The 14,924-nt window shown below is 53.6% G+C and carries 17 protein-coding genes; 12 read left to right on the top strand and 5 right to left on the bottom strand.

Annotated elements, in window-relative coordinates:
- The first annotated feature begins 76 nt into the window (after positions 1 to 76).
- The 8 genes from SOJ49_RS15745 to SOJ49_RS15710 all read left to right on the top strand — a co-directional run bounded on the left by SOJ49_RS15745 (position 77) and on the right by SOJ49_RS15710 (position 6,807).
- Entirely contained in the window at positions 77 to 1,663 is a 1,587-nt protein-coding gene (locus SOJ49_RS15745) for a peptide chain release factor 3 (protein ID WP_369855441.1), read from the top strand.
- Positions 1,664 to 2,034: 371 nt separating this feature from the next.
- The gene (gene rplM, locus SOJ49_RS15740) at positions 2,035 to 2,469 is read left to right on the top strand and encodes a 50S ribosomal protein L13 (RefSeq protein WP_369855440.1); all 435 of its coding nucleotides are present in this window, start codon (positions 2,035 to 2,037) and stop codon (positions 2,467 to 2,469) included.
- A gap of 1 nt (position 2,470) precedes the next feature.
- Positions 2,471 to 2,863, top strand: a complete 393-nt coding sequence (gene rpsI, locus SOJ49_RS15735; protein ID WP_303432715.1) for a 30S ribosomal protein S9 — start codon at positions 2,471 to 2,473, stop codon at positions 2,861 to 2,863.
- A gap of 223 nt (positions 2,864 to 3,086) precedes the next feature.
- On the top strand, positions 3,087 to 3,683 hold the full coding sequence (petA, locus tag SOJ49_RS15730) for a ubiquinol-cytochrome c reductase iron-sulfur subunit (protein WP_369855439.1): 597 nt from the start codon (positions 3,087 to 3,089) through the stop codon (positions 3,681 to 3,683).
- Entirely contained in the window at positions 3,683 to 4,909 is a 1,227-nt protein-coding gene (locus SOJ49_RS15725) for a cytochrome bc complex cytochrome b subunit (protein ID WP_369855438.1), read from the top strand. The genes petA and SOJ49_RS15725 overlap by 1 nt, the downstream gene beginning before the upstream one ends.
- Positions 4,909 to 5,667: a cytochrome c1 gene (locus SOJ49_RS15720; protein WP_369855437.1), complete on the top strand. Its 759-nt coding sequence runs from the start codon at positions 4,909 to 4,911 to the stop codon at positions 5,665 to 5,667. Before SOJ49_RS15725 ends, SOJ49_RS15720 begins: the two co-directional genes overlap by 1 nt.
- 91 nt (positions 5,668 to 5,758) lie before the next feature.
- Positions 5,759 to 6,385: a stringent starvation protein SspA gene (gene sspA / locus SOJ49_RS15715; protein ID WP_369855436.1), complete on the top strand. Its 627-nt coding sequence runs from the start codon at positions 5,759 to 5,761 to the stop codon at positions 6,383 to 6,385.
- An 8-nt stretch (positions 6,386 to 6,393) separates the two neighbouring features.
- A complete protein-coding gene (locus SOJ49_RS15710; RefSeq protein ID WP_369858081.1) occupies positions 6,394 to 6,807 on the top strand; it encodes a ClpXP protease specificity-enhancing factor in 414 nt (137 codons plus the stop codon).
- Positions 6,808 to 6,989: 182 nt separating this feature from the next.
- On the opposite strand, the gene map is transcribed toward SOJ49_RS15710, so the two are convergent.
- The 5 genes from map to gatC form a co-directional block, all read right to left on the bottom strand.
- The gene (map, locus tag SOJ49_RS15705) at positions 6,990 to 7,781 is read right to left on the bottom strand and encodes a type I methionyl aminopeptidase (RefSeq protein WP_369855435.1); all 792 of its coding nucleotides are present in this window, start codon (positions 7,779 to 7,781) and stop codon (positions 6,990 to 6,992) included.
- Positions 7,781 to 8,023, bottom strand: a complete 243-nt coding sequence (locus SOJ49_RS15700; protein WP_369855434.1) for a ParD-like family protein — start codon at positions 8,021 to 8,023, stop codon at positions 7,781 to 7,783. Before SOJ49_RS15700 ends, map begins: the two co-directional genes overlap by 1 nt.
- Positions 8,024 to 8,348: 325 nt before the next feature.
- On the bottom strand, positions 8,349 to 9,818 hold the full coding sequence (gatB, locus tag SOJ49_RS15695; RefSeq protein ID WP_369855433.1) for an Asp-tRNA(Asn)/Glu-tRNA(Gln) amidotransferase subunit GatB: 1,470 nt from the start codon (positions 9,816 to 9,818) through the stop codon (positions 8,349 to 8,351).
- Between the two features lie 11 nt (positions 9,819 to 9,829).
- The gene (gene gatA, locus SOJ49_RS15690) at positions 9,830 to 11,284 is read right to left on the bottom strand and encodes an Asp-tRNA(Asn)/Glu-tRNA(Gln) amidotransferase subunit GatA (RefSeq protein WP_369855432.1); all 1,455 of its coding nucleotides are present in this window, start codon (positions 11,282 to 11,284) and stop codon (positions 9,830 to 9,832) included.
- Between the two features lie 117 nt (positions 11,285 to 11,401).
- Positions 11,402 to 11,689, bottom strand: a complete 288-nt coding sequence (gene gatC / locus SOJ49_RS15685; protein ID WP_369855431.1) for an Asp-tRNA(Asn)/Glu-tRNA(Gln) amidotransferase subunit GatC — start codon at positions 11,687 to 11,689, stop codon at positions 11,402 to 11,404.
- 128 nt (positions 11,690 to 11,817) lie between these two features.
- Here gatC and SOJ49_RS15680 point away from each other — a divergent pair, with 128 nt between their 5' ends.
- The 4 genes from SOJ49_RS15680 (at position 11,818) to SOJ49_RS15665 (ending at position 14,865) form a co-directional block, all read left to right on the top strand.
- On the top strand, positions 11,818 to 12,855 hold the full coding sequence (locus tag SOJ49_RS15680) for a rod shape-determining protein (RefSeq protein WP_369855430.1): 1,038 nt from the start codon (positions 11,818 to 11,820) through the stop codon (positions 12,853 to 12,855).
- A 119-nt stretch (positions 12,856 to 12,974) separates the two neighbouring features.
- Positions 12,975 to 13,820 carry a rod shape-determining protein MreC gene (gene mreC / locus SOJ49_RS15675; protein WP_369855429.1) on the top strand — a complete coding sequence of 282 codons (846 nt, stop codon included), beginning with the start codon at positions 12,975 to 12,977 and terminating at the stop codon, positions 13,818 to 13,820.
- On the top strand, positions 13,817 to 14,296 hold the full coding sequence (gene mreD / locus SOJ49_RS15670; protein ID WP_369855428.1) for a rod shape-determining protein MreD: 480 nt from the start codon (positions 13,817 to 13,819) through the stop codon (positions 14,294 to 14,296). Before mreC ends, mreD begins: the two co-directional genes overlap by 4 nt.
- Positions 14,293 to 14,865 (top strand): nucleoside triphosphate pyrophosphatase, encoded by a 573-nt coding sequence (locus tag SOJ49_RS15665; RefSeq protein ID WP_369855427.1) that lies wholly within the window; start codon positions 14,293 to 14,295, stop codon positions 14,863 to 14,865. The genes mreD and SOJ49_RS15665 overlap by 4 nt, the downstream gene beginning before the upstream one ends.
- Positions 14,866 to 14,924: the final 59 nt, after the last annotated feature.

Raw genomic sequence — 14,924 nt, 5'->3', positions numbered from 1 at the left:
AGCGACCAACTTTGGTGGCGGTAGTCGTTTGGACTGCTCAACCGTTATACAGAACCCAGAAGACAAAACGAAGCGAATGGCCAGTCAATTCCAGCAAGAAGTCGGACGTCGTCGTACGTTCGGCATTATTTCCCACCCCGATGCGGGTAAAACCACTATTACTGAAAAGCTGTTGCTGTTTGGCAACGCTATCCAGCTAGCCGGTACGGTCAAAGGCAGGAAGACGGGCCGTATGGCGACGTCGGACTGGATGCAGATGGAGCAAGAGCGCGGTATCTCGATTACCACCTCGGTAATGCAGTTCCCTTATCGTGATCGTATGGTCAATCTGCTTGATACGCCAGGACACGAAGACTTCTCGGAAGATACCTATCGTACCCTGACCGCTGTCGATTCCGTGTTGATGGTGATCGATGGGGCCAAGGGTGTCGAAGACCGCACCATCAAGCTGATGGATGTCTGTCGTCTGCGTGATACCCCGATCTTCACCTTCATTAACAAGATGGATCGGGAAGTTCGTGACCATATTGAAGTGCTGGATGAAATTGAAACCATCTTGAAAATCAAGTGCGCGCCAGTGACCTGGCCGATTGGTATGGGCAAGGCGTTCAAGGGTGTGTACAACCTGGTCACTGACACGATTCACGTGTTCCGGCCCGGGCAGGCCAGCATCATTCCGGACGATGTCCAGATTCAGGGCATTGAATCTGCCGAAGCGCTGGCACTGCTGGGCGAAGAGCTGGTGGAAGAATTGGTGGAAGAAATCGAGCTGGTACGGGGTGCCAGTTATGAATTTGATCTGGATGAATACCTTGCAGGCACGATGACGCCGGTATTCTTCGGCACCGCCTTGTCGAACTTTGGGGTGCGCGAAATGCTCAATTACTTTGTTGAGTGGGCACCCGCGCCGATTCCGCGTCAGACCAATGAGCGCGAAGTGCCACCAATGGAAGAAACGTTCTCCGGTTTTATTTTCAAGATCCAGGCTAATATGGATCCGAAACATCGTGACCGTATTGCCTTTATGCGGGTGTGCTCTGGCGCTTATACCCGTGGTATGAAGATGAAACACACGCGGATTGGCAAAGACATCAAGATTGCCGACGCAGTGACCTTTCTTGCAGGCGACCGCTCAGCGGTAGAAGAAGCCATTTCCGGTGACATCATCGGGCTGCACAACCATGGCACCATCCAGATTGGCGATACCTTCACTGAGGGTGAAAACCTGCGGTTCACTGGTATTCCTCACTTTGCCCCGGAACTGTTCAAGCGAGTGCGGTTGAAAGATCCGTTAAAAATGAAGCAGCTGCAGAAGGGATTGCAGCAGCTGTCGGAAGAAGGCGCAACCCAGTTATTTATGCCGGTTAATAACAACGATCTGATCCTTGGTGCGGTCGGGGTGTTGCAGTTTGATGTGGTACAGCAGCGCCTGCGCGACGAGTATAAAGTGGAATGTATTTATGAGCCGGTCAGTGTGAATACGGCACGCTGGGTGTATTGCGCAGATAGCAAGATGCTGGAAGATTTCAAACGTAAGGCAGCAGATAACCTGGCGATTGATGGCGGCGGCTATCTGACCTACATCGCACCGACGCGGGTGAACCTGAGTTTGATTCAGGAGCGCTGGCCCGAGGTGGAATTCCGCGCAACCCGTGAGCACTGATTGCTGCCTGACCGCTCCGTAGGGACGCCCTCCATGGCTGTCTGTAACGGCACGGCAGGGTGTGCAGGGTGATAGGTATGAGCGTCAGTTCTTTGGAGGCGGCTAGGCCGTGCCGGTTTGATGCGGACGAAGCCAATCTGGCGGGCAATAAAAATCTGTCGACAATTCATTTTTCGAGTGGATTATTTTCTGCACTAAAGATACAATCCGCGCCCCTTTATGAAAAGACGGCTCCTTTCTGGCACTTGTGTCGTGACGGCTGATCCGTGACTTACTGTGTTAAAAATACACAGATGGTTGCGTGGGTAATAACCGTCCTGTAGAATGCCGCCCTCTTTTCTGATCAACATGCCCTTGAAGGCGAGAATTTGATGAAAACTTACAGCGCAAAACCCGAAGCCGTAAAACGTGAATGGTTTGTTGTTGATGCAGCTGATCAGACGCTGGGTCGCCTGGCTACCGAGGTTGCTCGCCGTTTGAGAGGCAAGCACAAGCCAGAATACACACCACACGTTGATACCGGCGATTACATCGTCGTGATCAATGCTGAAAAAGTAAAAGTCACTGGCAATAAAACCAGCGACAAAATGTATTACCGTCACACTGGTTACCCCGGTGGCCTGAAGTCGATCTCTTTTGAGAAGCTGATCGACTACAAGCCGCAGGACGTAATTGAGACAGCGGTAAAAGGCATGCTGCCCAAGAATCCTCTTGGACGCGCCATGTTCAAGAAAATGAAAGTTTACGCAGGTAGCGAGCATCCACACACCGCTCAGCAGCCTCAAGAACTGAAGCTGGGAGAATAATATGGCCGTAACTCAATACTACGGTACCGGTCGTCGCAAGACGTCCACTGCTCGCGTTTTCTTGCGTCCAGGTACTGGCTCTATCGTGATCAACAAGCGCACACTGGAAGAATATTTCGGTCGTGAAACTGCTCGTATGGTTGTCCGTCAGCCTCTGGAACTGACTGAGAGTCTGGAGAAGTTTGACATTGTTGTTAATGTTAACGGCGGTGGTGGTAATGGTCAGGCGGGTGCTATCCGTCACGGCATTACTCGCGCCCTGATGCAATACGACGAAACGCTACGTCCATCTCTGCGTGCTGCGGGTTACGTTACTCGTGACGCTCGTGAGGTTGAACGTAAGAAGGTTGGTCTGCGTAAAGCACGTAAGAAGCCGCAGTTCTCCAAGCGTTAAGCTATTTTTTGCTGATAAAAAAGGCGTCCCTTGGCTTATGTCAATGGACGCTTTTTTTGTTTTTATATCCCTACAGCACGTATGTCTTCCCGGTTGTTTCAAATCCTCAATTTCTTTACTATGTGCGCCGCTCTGCATTCTACGCCGGGTCTGCCGACCGTAGTCCCTCTCAGGCAAACGACCTCGCGGCAGAAAAGAATTTTAATGATGGGAGAAGATGGTAATGAGTCAAGACGGCGTTAATAAAGGTCGGCGCACCCTGTTGGTGGGCGTGACTTCTGCTGTCGGCGCAGTTGGTGCTGGCTTTGTCGCTGTACCCTTCGTCAAATCTTGGGTTCCAAGTGAAAAGGCGAAAGCGGCGGGCGCTCCGGCCAAGGTCGATGTCAGCAAAGTCGAACTGGGTTCGATGCTGACTGCCGAATGGCGTGGCAAGCCGGTATACATCGTGCACCGTACAGATGCGATGCTGGAAAATCTGCCAGAGCATAATGACCGGCTGAAAGATCCGGATAACAGCAACAAGGCTCAGCAACCAGCCTACGCTGACAACATCAATCGCTCACGCAAGCCTGAAATCCTGGTTTTGCTGGGTGTTTGTACTCACCTGGGTTGTGCCCCCAAGTACTTTGGCGAAGTCAAACCTCAGCAGTTTGATGCAAACTGGCCTGGAGGCTGGTTTTGTCCATGTCACGGTTCCCGTTTTGATCTGTCTGGTCGTGTTTTTCAGGGATCTCCGGCTGCGGCCAACCTGGAAGTTCCGCCGTACAGCTACGAAAGCGCCAGTGTGGTTGTAATCGGTGTGGATGAGGAGAACGCCTGATGAGTAACAAGCAAAATACCTTCATGGGCTGGATTGATGACCGCTTGCCGGTAACCAGTGCCTATGAAAAGCATATGTCCAAGTACTATGCGCCGAAGAACTTCAACTTCTGGTACTTCTTCGGCGTATTGTCGATGTTGATGCTGGTTAACCAGATCCTGACCGGTGTCTGGTTAACCATGAACTTCACTCCGAGTGCCGAAGCAGCGTTTGCCTCTGTTGAATACATCATGCGAGATGTTGAGTGGGGCTGGCTGATTCGCTATATGCACTCCACTGGCGCTACCTTCTTCTTTATCGCTATTTATCTGCACATGATGCGCGCCATTCTGTATGGTTCCTACCAGAAGCCTCGTGAATTGATCTGGATCTTCGGTATGGCCATTTACTTGGCTCTGATGGCAGAAGCTTTCATGGGCTACGTACTGCCATGGGGTCAAATGTCTTACTGGGGTGCGCAGGTAATTATCTCTCTGTTCTCTGTTCTGCCTTACGGTAATGAACTGACTGAATGGATTCGTGGTGACTTCCTGATTTCTGGTGCAACTCTGAACCGCTTTTTTGCCTTACACGTTGTCGCTGTGCCGCTGGTGATTGTCGGTCTGGTGGTTATGCACTTGCTGGCGTTGCATGAAGTGGGTTCCAACAACCCTGACGGTATCGACATCAAAAAACTGAAAGACGAAAACGGGGTTCCTCTGGATGGCGTGCCATTCCACCCTTACTACTCAGTACACGACCTGGTCGGCATCGTTGTCTTCCTGATGGTGTTCTGTACCGTAATGTTCTTCTTCCCTGAAGGCGGCGGTTTCATGTTGGAACACGCCAACTTTGAACCAGCTAATGGTTTGAAAACTCCTGAGCACATTGCTCCAGTTTGGTATTTTGGTGCGTTCTACGCGATTCTGCGTGCAGTGCCAGACAAACTGATGGGTGTTGCTGCAATGGGGGCTGCGATTGCGGTGTTGTTCGTACTACCATGGCTGGATCGTAGTCCTGTGCGTAGCTGGCGTTATAAGGGCTGGATGAGCAGAACCTTTATTCTGGTGTTTGCCGTGGCCTTTGTTCTGCTGACTTGGTTGGGTACTCAGCCTACCAATGAGCTGAATACCTTCCTGGCTCGTGCTTCATCGTTTATCTACTTCGGTTTCTTCTTGTTGATGCCTTTCTATACTCGTATGGAAAAAACCAAACCAGTGCCAGAACGCGTAACAGGAGGCCACTAATGAAAACGTTATTTGCATTGATCGCTGCACTGCTTCCTGCAGTTGCAATGGCCTCCAGTGAAGGTGTGCATCTGGATAAGCACCTGACCGATCTGACGGATAAGGCCTCACTGCAACGTGGCGCCCAGACCTTTATGAACTACTGCATGGGCTGTCATTCGATGGAACACGCCCGGTTTAACCGCATGGCTCGTGACCTGGATATCCCAGAAGAGCTGATGATAGAAAACCTGGTGTTTGACACCGACAAAAAGTTCGGTTCGCTGGCGACCATCGCCATGCGCAAGGAAGATTCCAAAAAATGGTTTGGTGCCACACCACCAGACCTGACGCTGGTTGCCCGTGTACGACGTCCAGATTGGCTATACACCTACCTGCGCAGCTTTTATGTCGACCCAACACGCCCATGGGGTGTTAATAATGCAGTCTTCAAGGACGTGGGCATGCCTAACGTACTGGCTGAGCTGCAGGGTCTTCAGCATGAAGGTACCGCACCGGTAGCCGTGGGTTATGACACACTGACGGGTCAGGAAATCACCGAAGAGCACGAAGATGTGCTATATCTGGCAGAACCTGGCACGCTGAGTGTTAAAGAGTATGATGACCTGATCTTCGATCTGGTTAACTTTTTGACTTACTCCGCTGAACCTATTGCGGTTGAGCGTGAGAGACTGGGTTGGTGGGTACTTTTGTTCCTGGCAATCTTCTTAGTGCCTGTGTACATGTTGAACAAGGAATACTGGCGCGACGTCCATTAATCGCACTGTATTCTGATGCTAGCCTGGCCGTTTTTGCGGCCGGGCTATCTTTGTTTTTAGGTAATCGAATTTTTTAGCAAGCGAGGAAATTATGGGGGTTGTAGCCAAGCGCTCTACCATGACGTTTTATTCCGATGCCAAGGATCATTTCAGCCACCGTGTACGTATCGTACTGGCTGAAAAGGGTGTCGCCGTCGAAATTATGGATGTAGATCCGGACAACCTGCCCGAAGATCTGACATCCCTGAATCCTTACAACACCCTGCCAACCCTGGTTGATCGGGAGCTGACGCTCTACGAAGACCCGAACATCATGATGGAATACCTCGACGAGCGTTTCCCGCACCCACCGCTGTTGCCCGTCTACCCTGTGGCACGGGCAGAAAGCCGGTTATGGATCAAACGCATCGAGAAAGACTGGTGTGGCCTGGTGGCCAGCATTCTGGCTGGCGGTGACTCTGCTGAGGCAGCCCGCAAGGATCTGACCGAAAGCCTGGTTGGCATTGCACCCATTTTCACCGAGATGTCCTACTTTATGAGTGACGACTTCTCGATTGTGGATTGCTGCGTTGCTCCCATCTTGTGGCGTTTGCCGGTACTGGGCATTGAACTGCCAGAGCGGCAGTGCAAACCGCTGCTGCAATATATGGAGCGGTTATTTGAACGTGAATCGTTTCAGGCCAGTCTGACCGAAGCCGAACGGGAAATGCACGAGTAATGAAAACAATGACCCCAAGCCGACCTTACCTGGTGCGCGCCCTGAACGAGTGGATTCTCGATAATCAGTGCACACCCTATGTACTGGTAGATGCCTCGCTGGCTGGGGTTCAGGTGCCTCAGGACTACGTGAACAAAGGCCAGATTGTACTGAATATCAGCATGACAGCAGTTCAGAATCTGCTGATAGACGATCAAGGGCTGTCCTTTAATGCCCGCTTTGGAGGTGTACCTATGTCGGTATACGTACCTACTGTGGCCATTCTGGCGATATATGCCAAGGAAAACGGTCAGGGCATGGTGTTTGGATCGGAAGCCGGTGCTCCTGATCCCAACGACCCACCCGAACCGCCAAAACCGAAGCAGACAGAGTCAGAGACAAAAGCCAGTTCTGGCCGACCTTCGCTGAAAGTGGTGAAGTGACCTGTCGGGTGTCTGAAGCTGGATGTCTGACGCAATAAAAAACCGCCTTCGGGCGGTTTTTTATTGGCTGCTTTTCTAACCGATTCGATGTAATACGCCGACGGCTATTGGCATCCTCGGGCAGTATTATTCAGCCACATGAGTGCCAGGCATATACGCGAATGGCTGTTAACGCGAGTGCATTATGTCTGTGCTATCAGCATCACTGCTTTCTCTTCTTCCCTCAAGGTCAATACCTCGTAGCCTCCAGCCGTCACTGCAATGGTGTGCTCCCACTGAGCCGATAGTTTCTTGTCACGGGTAATGACTGTCCAGCCATCTTTCATATGCTTCAGTTTATGGCTGCCCTGATTGATCATCGGTTCAATCGTGAAGGTCATGCCTTCTGCCAACGTCATCCCCATACCGGGTTTGCCATAATGGGTTACTTGCGGCTCTTCGTGCATCTCGCGGCCAATGCCGTGGCCACAATATTCCCGCACCACACTGTAACCGGCTTTTTCAGCCACCTGCTGAACGGCGTGGCCAATGTCGCCTAACGTCGCACCAGGCTTGACCGTCCGAATGCCAGCCCACATTGCCTCGTAGGTGGTCTCAACCAGACGCCGCGCCATCGGCGTAATCTTGCCGATGCAATACATCTTGCTGGAATCAGCGATAAAACCATTTTTCTCCAACGTAATATCGCAGTTGATGATATCGCCGTTGCGTAAAATCTGGCTGGCCTTTGGAATGCCGTGACACACCACATGATTCACTGAGGTATTCAGGCAATAAGGGAAGTCATACTGACCTCGGCTGGCAGGACGGGCCTGCAGCTCGTTTTCAATAAAATCTTCCACCGCCAGGTTGATGTCCATGGTGCTGATGCCTGCCACAACAAACTCATCCAGCATGGCAAATACCTGCGCCAGCAAGCGGCCGGATTCCCGCATCAGCTCGACTTCTTGCGGTGTTTTTGTAATGGCGTTCATCAGCTGGCCTCCTGTCGGGGTCGGGTTTCGGCCTTGAATTCAGACTTCAGGGCTGCCAGTGGCAATTCTGCGCTGGTCAACAGCTTGCGAGTCAGCTGGGCGTAAGTCAGATTCGGATAGAACTCCGCCAGCATACCCATCTTGATCCAGAACTCCGCCTGGGCGTTGATCGACCGCGCCATCAGCGCACTGGCGTCGCGGATTTCTTCGTGCAGCCCGTCCGAGATTTTGACGATCCCCATAACGTTACGTCCTCCTGGCCAGAAGCTGAGATCAGCCTCGACACTACAAAATATATATGAATTGTATATTGATTAGATGCTGGAGATTGTTCGGGTTTGAGGGATGGTGCGTTGTGGGTTGAACTGTATTTACAGTGAACCTGTTGGATTGGTGCAGGAGGTTGCGTGGTAATGGCAGCGGTATTGGACTCCACGCCGGAGCGTGGGAGCCAGACAAAAACAAGTTTCTATCATTGATCTCAGATGGTGCTTCAGCCTATCCGACCCACAAGGCCGAATGAATTGCGTCAGACGTCCGACTGCAGACCTCTGACGCACCAAAAGATTACCCCAACTCTTCCAGCTTTTTCTTCAGTACTTCCATCACCACTTGCGGGTTGACTCCCTTGGCGGCTTTACGGGTCAGGCCAATAAAGGGGCCCATGGCTTTGCCGCGTTTTTCCACCGGCGTGTTGAGGTAGCCTTCCACCAGTTTCGGGTTATCGGCCAGTACTTGCGCCACGATGGCTTCAATCGCGCCGCTGTCGGACACTTGTTTCAGGCCCATGCTGTCGACCAGGGCGTCGACTTGCGCTTCTCCACCGTCACCTGCTGTACCTGCCTCAACCAGTGCATTAAAGACTTCCTTGGCCCCACCGTTGTTGAGGGTGCTGTTTTTGATCAACTGCAGGATGCGACCCAGTTGTGCGGCATTGACAGGCAGTTCGGCAATGCTGATTTCCAGGCGGTTGAGGGTGGCAGAGACGTCGCCCTGTACCCAGTTGGCCGCCAGCTGGTAGTCGTTGACGGCTTGTGCCACGGCTTCAAAGTAGTCGGCCAGTGCCCGGTTGGAAGCGAGTACGGCGGCGTCGTTGGCCGATAAACCGTGCTGTTCGACAAAGCGTTTACGCTTGGCATCGGGCAGTTCAGGCAGGGTGCCTCGGACGGCTTCAATGTAGTCATCATCAATAATGATGGGCAGCAGGTCGGGGCAGGGGAAGTAGCGGTAGTCGTTTTCTACTTCCTTGGAGCGCATGGAGCGAGTCTCGTTTTTGTCGGCGTCGTAGAGGCGGGTTTCCTGGGTGATGGTGCCACCGTCTTCCAGTACGTCCATCTGGCGCTCAATTTCGACGTCGATCGCCCGTTCGACGTTGCGGAAGGAGTTGACGTTTTTGATTTCGGTACGGGTGCCGAATGCTTGTTGGCCTTTCGGCCGCAGGGAGACGTTGCAGTCGCAGCGCATGGATCCCTGGGACAGGTCGCCGTCACAGATGCCGAGGTAGGTGACGATGCTGTGCATTTTTTTGAAGTAGGCGGAGGCTTCTTTGGAGCTGCGTAATTCCGGTTCGGAGACAATTTCTACCAGCGGTGTTCCGGCCCGGTTGAGGTCGATGCCGGACATGCCGCCAAAGCCTTCGTGTACGGATTTACCGGCATCTTCTTCCAGGTGGGCACGGGTGACGTTGATGCGTTTACTGCTACCGTCGTCGAGTTCGATATCGATATGACCCATGCCGACGATCGGGTGGTGCAGCTGGGTGGTCTGGTAGCCTTTGGGTGAATCCGGGTAAAAGTAGTTCTTGCGGTCAAAGACGGAGCGTTTGCCGATGTCGGCGTCGATGGCCAGGCCAAATTTCACCGCCATGCGCAGGGCGGCTTCGTTAAATACCGGTAATACGCCGGGCAGGCCGAGGTCGACGGCGCAAGCCTGGGTATTGGCGTCGGCACCGTAGGCAGTGGATGCGCCGGAGAAAATCTTCGATTGGGTGGCCAGCTGAGCGTGAATCTCAAGGCCGATGACAACTTCCCATTCCATGCTGTGGCTCCTTATACCAGACCGGCTGGCGCTTGCTGATGCCAGTCGGTGACTTGTTGGAATTGATGGCCGAGGTTGAGCAGGCGGCTTTCGTCAAAGTAGTTGCCAATCAGTTGCAGGCCGACCGGCAGGTTGTCGATCTGGCCACAAGGAATTGACATGGCTGGCAGGCCTGCCAGGTTGATGGCGATGGTAAAAATATCTTCGAGGTACATGGCGACGGGATCACTGGTTTTTTCACCGGCTCGAAACGCCGGGCTGGGGGTGGTCGGGCTCATGATGACGTCGACTTGTTTGAAGGCTTCGACAAAGTCATTTTTGATCAGGCGGCGTACCTGCTGGGCTTTTTTGTAGTAGGCGTCGTAGAAACCGGCAGACAGGGCATAGGTGCCAACCATGATGCGGCGTTTGACTTCTTCACCAAAACCTTCGCCGCGTGAACGTTTGAACAGGTCGTTGACGTCTTGCGGATCTTCGCAGCGATGACCAAAGCGCACACCGTCCATGCGAGACAGGTTGGCGGAACATTCAGACGGTGCAATCACGTAGTACACCGGAATCGCCAAATGGGTGTTCGGCAGGCTGATTTCTTTGACGGTAGCGCCCAGTTTTTCGTATTCGGCAATGGCGTTGCGTACTTGCTGTTGCATGGCACTGCTGAGGTCGTCGCGGAAATATTCTTTCGGCAAGCCAATGGTCAGACCGGCAATGCTGTCGTTCAGGTTGGCGGTGTAGTCGGGGACATCTCGCTGCATGGAGGTGGAATCTTTGGGGTCGAATCCGGCCATCACGTTGAGCATCATGGCGGAGTCTTCGGCTGTTCGGGTAATAGTGCCGCCCTGATCGAGGCTGGAGGCGAAGGCAATCATGCCCCAGCGGGAAACCCGGCCGTAGGTTGGCTTGATGCCAGTGACGCCACAAAAAGCCGCTGGCTGGCGAATCGAGCCGCCGGTATCGGTGGCGGTGGCGCCGGGTATCAGGCGGGCAGCGACCGCCGCTGCGGAACCACCGGAAGATCCACCGGGTACGTGTTCCAGATGCCAGGGGTTTTTGACGGCCCCGAAGAACGAGCTTTCGTTGGATGAGCCCATGGCAAATTCATCCATGTTGAGCTTACCCAGGCTCACTGCGCCCGCGCTGTTGAAGTTGGATACCACCGTGGCATTGTAGGGAGCAACAAAGTTACCGAGCATTTTGGAGCCGCAGGTGGTCAGCACGCCATCGGTACAAAAAATATCTTTGTGTGCCATGGGAACACCGCTCCACGGGGTGGCGTTGCCAGCTACACGGGCGGCGTCGGCCGCAGCGGCCTGGGCCAGTGCTTGCTCGGCAGTCACGGTAATAAAGCTGTTATAACGGCTGTCCAGCTGGTGAATGCGATCCAGATAAGCCTGGGTGACTTCGACGCTGGAATATTCGCCTGCGGCCAGGTCGCGGGAAATCTGGGCGATGGTTTTGTTGTGCATGGGGTCTTTGTCCTGTAAATCGTCCTGTGAACCGTCCTGTGACGCTGATCCAGATGTGGAACGTGCCTGAAAACGATCCGGCTATTCAAAAAGGCCGGACGGGATTATGTGCTGCGCTTATTCGACCACACGGGGTACGAGGTAATGGCCACGTTCTGTGGCCGGAGCAATCTGCTGGAAATGCTCGCGCTGGTTTTCTTCGGTTACCTGGTCGGTGCGCAGACGCTGCACTGCATCGAGCGGGTGGGCCATGGGGGCAACATTGCTGGTATCGACAGCGGCTAGCTGGTCGACCAGGCCCAGTATGTTGCTGAGGTTCTTCTGGTATTCGGCGATTTGGGCGTCATCAATTTGCAAACGGCACAATTCGGCAATATTGCGCACTTGATCTTGTTCCAGAGCCATACAGCTTCTCCAGTATCTCTGTCTATTTAAAACGCTCGAGACTAGCACAAATGCGCCTTGCTCTAAATCCCTGCCATTGCTAGAGTTAGCGCACTTTTTTATGCCAGATGCAAACAGGAAACGGCGGGATGTTCAAAGCTCTTAGAGGCATGTTCTCCAGCGATCTGTCGATCGACCTGGGGACAGCAAATACCCTGATTTACATGCGCGACAAGGGTATTGTTCTTAACGAACCATCGGTCGTTGCCATTCGTCTCCAGGGACACCAGAAGAGTGTTGCTGCGGTCGGGATGGAAGCCAAGCGAATGCTGGGCCGTACTCCGGCTAATATACAGGCCATTCGGCCAATGAAGGACGGTGTGATTGCCGACTTCGAAGTTACCGAAAAAATGCTGCAGTATTTTATCAAGCGGGTGCATGAGTCCAGCTTTATGCCGCCTAGCCCGCGGGTTGTGGTGTGTGTGCCGTATCAGGCCACCAAGGTTGAGCGGCGGGCGATTCGTGAATCGGTACTGAATGCCGGGGCCAGCAAGGTTTATCTTATTCATGAACCGATGGCAGCGGCCATCGGGGCTGGTTTACCGGTTGATGAAGCCCGTGGCTCGATGGTGGTGGATGTCGGTGGTGGTACCACAGAAATTGCCATTATCTCGTTGAGCGGTGTGGTATACGCCGAGTCTGTGAAGATTGGTGGTGACCGTTTTGATGAATCCATCGTCGCCTATGTACGTCGACATTACGGCAGCCTGATTGGTGAAGCCACGGCTGAACGCATCAAGCAGGAAATCGGTACCGCTTATCCCGGCGCTGAAATTCGTGAGATTGATGTGCGTGGTCGTAATCTGGCGGAAGGCATTCCGCGCAGTTTTACGCTGAATTCCAACGAGATTCTGGAAGCCTTGCAAGAGTCGCTGGCGGCTATTGTGCAGGCGGTCAAGAGTGCTCTGGAGCAAGCGCCACCAGAACTGGCTTCCGATGTGGCGGAACGCGGCATGGTGTTGACCGGTGGTGGTGCCTTGCTGCGCGATCTCGACAAGTTGCTGAGCGAGGAAACCGGCTTGCCGGTGCTGGTCGCGGATGATCCGCTGACGTGTGTGGCGCGTGGAGGCGGTCGTTTCCTTGAAACAGCGTCGGAACAAGCGCTGGATATACTGTCTCAGGAATAATTCGGGTAAAAAGATTACTCCGTCACCTGCTCAGGCGGGCGGAGTGTTCTTGTCCTTTTTTATTACTTTTACAGATTGCCTAGTCGTTCGGGAGTCGGGTTATCAGACCGCAATTTCAGATGCCCCCGTATCAGGGCCAACGCACCTTGTTGGTCTGCTTGCTAGCGCTTGCCCTGATGTGGGCGGATCAACGCTATGCCGTATTCCAGTCTTTGCGTTATGTCGCCGGATACGCCCTGTATCCTGCCCAACAGCTCGCTATCCTGCCGTCTTCGCTGGCCAACTGGATGGACGAGTCCACCACTTCGCGGCGGGATCTGCTGGATCAGAACAAGCAGCTTTCTGCACGTAATCTGGTGCTTGAATTAAAAGCCCAACGGCTTGCCTCGCTGGAAGCGGAGAACATTGAGCTGCGGGAGTTGCTCAGTGCCTCTGAACAGGTCGACGACAAGGTGCTGGTGACCACGGTGATGGCCGTGGATCCTGATCCCTATACCCAGCAAATCCTGATTAACAAGGGCGGCGATGACGGCGTCTTTATTGGCCAGCCGGTACTGGATGCCTATGGTCTGTTGGGGCAGGTAGTGGATGTGCTTCCTCATACGTCTCGCGTGATGATGATTGCCGATTCCAACCATGCCATTCCGGTGCAAATCAATCGTAACGGTGTCCGTGCAATAGCGACGGGTACCGGTGCGCTGGATCGGCTTGAGCTGATTTATGTGCCTAATACCGCAGATATCAAAGTGGGAGATTTGCTGGTCAGCTCCGGTCTTGGAGGTCGTTACCCCCGTGGTTATCCGGTTGCGACGGTAGAGCAAGTGGAGCATCAGGCTGGGCAGTTGTTTGCCAGTGTGACCGCTACTCCGAGTGCCCGGATGGATCGTAGTCGATTATTGCTCCTGGTGTTCAGCCAGGGAGCGGGCAAGGTGCCTTCGGACGAATTGTGGAGGAATGACCGGTGACGTCTATTCAGTCGTTTGTTATCGGTATGCTTTCGCTGTTTCTGGGGTTTGTGCTGGAGCACCTGCCGCTGCCGGATTTGCTGAGCTGGTTCCAGCCGTTGTGGATACTGGTGATTATCACCTTGCTGGTGTTTCAGTCCCCGCAAACGTTTGGTTTGTGGCTGGCAATTCCTGCCGGACTAATGATGGATGCCGAGCAGGGAGCCTTGTTGGGAACCCACGTCTTCACCTTGTCGATTCATATTTTTCTGGTGCAGTTTTTTTTCCGCCGCATAGAAGTTTTTAACCTGTTCCAGCAAATGGCGGTGGTGTTGGTGCTGGCGTTGTTGCATCAGCTGCTCAGTTTCTGGCTGGCGCAAGTGATGCTCGATTTCCCGCACCCGGTGAATATGTGGGGGCCTGCCTTCAGTTCGATGTTTGTCTGGCCCTGGGTCTTTGCCCTGACACGACTGACCTTGCGGCGGATTTCGGCATGATAGTACTGGCTTCGGCTTCTCCGCGCCGTCAGGAATTACTGCGCCAGATCGGTGTGCCGCATCGGGTAGCGCCAGCAAATATTGATGAAACCCCTGTTGCCAATGAAGATCCCAGTGAGTACGTCGTGCGGATGGCGGAGACGAAAGCCCGTGCCGTCGCCGCGCAGTTGGATGCGGTGGCGACAGTGCTGGCTGCCGATACCAGTGTGATTATGGACGGGTGTATTCTGGGCAAACCGGAAAATCCTGAGCATCATCGCGCCATGCTGCAGCAGCTGTCGGGTAATACCCAGCAGGTGTTGTCGGCGATTGCGGTGGTGAGCGGCTCGCGCTGCGATACTCAGGTGGTGATGACCCATGTGACGTTTCGCCAATTGGATGACGGGCTGATCAGTCGGTATCTTGCCTGCGGGGAAGGTGATGACAAGGCCGGTGGCTATGGCATTCAGGGCAAAGGAGCGGTTCTGGTGGCTTCCATCCATGGCAGTTACAGCAATGTGGTGGGCCTGCCGCTGGCAGAAACAGCCCTCTTGCTTGAACAACATGGCATATCATACTGGCAGTCTTGACGAGCGTGCCGCGAATGGCAGCCTGACGGCCCTGGAGTCCGGCTGACCTTGGTTTGCTG

The sequence above is a fragment of the Candidatus Thalassolituus haligoni genome, from assembly GCF_041222825.1.
GTDB classification, from domain to species: domain Bacteria; phylum Pseudomonadota; class Gammaproteobacteria; order Pseudomonadales; family Oceanobacteraceae; genus Oceanobacter; species Oceanobacter antarcticus.
Note: the sequence above shows the minus strand (reverse complement) of the source record. Positions and strands in the feature narration are given on the sequence as shown.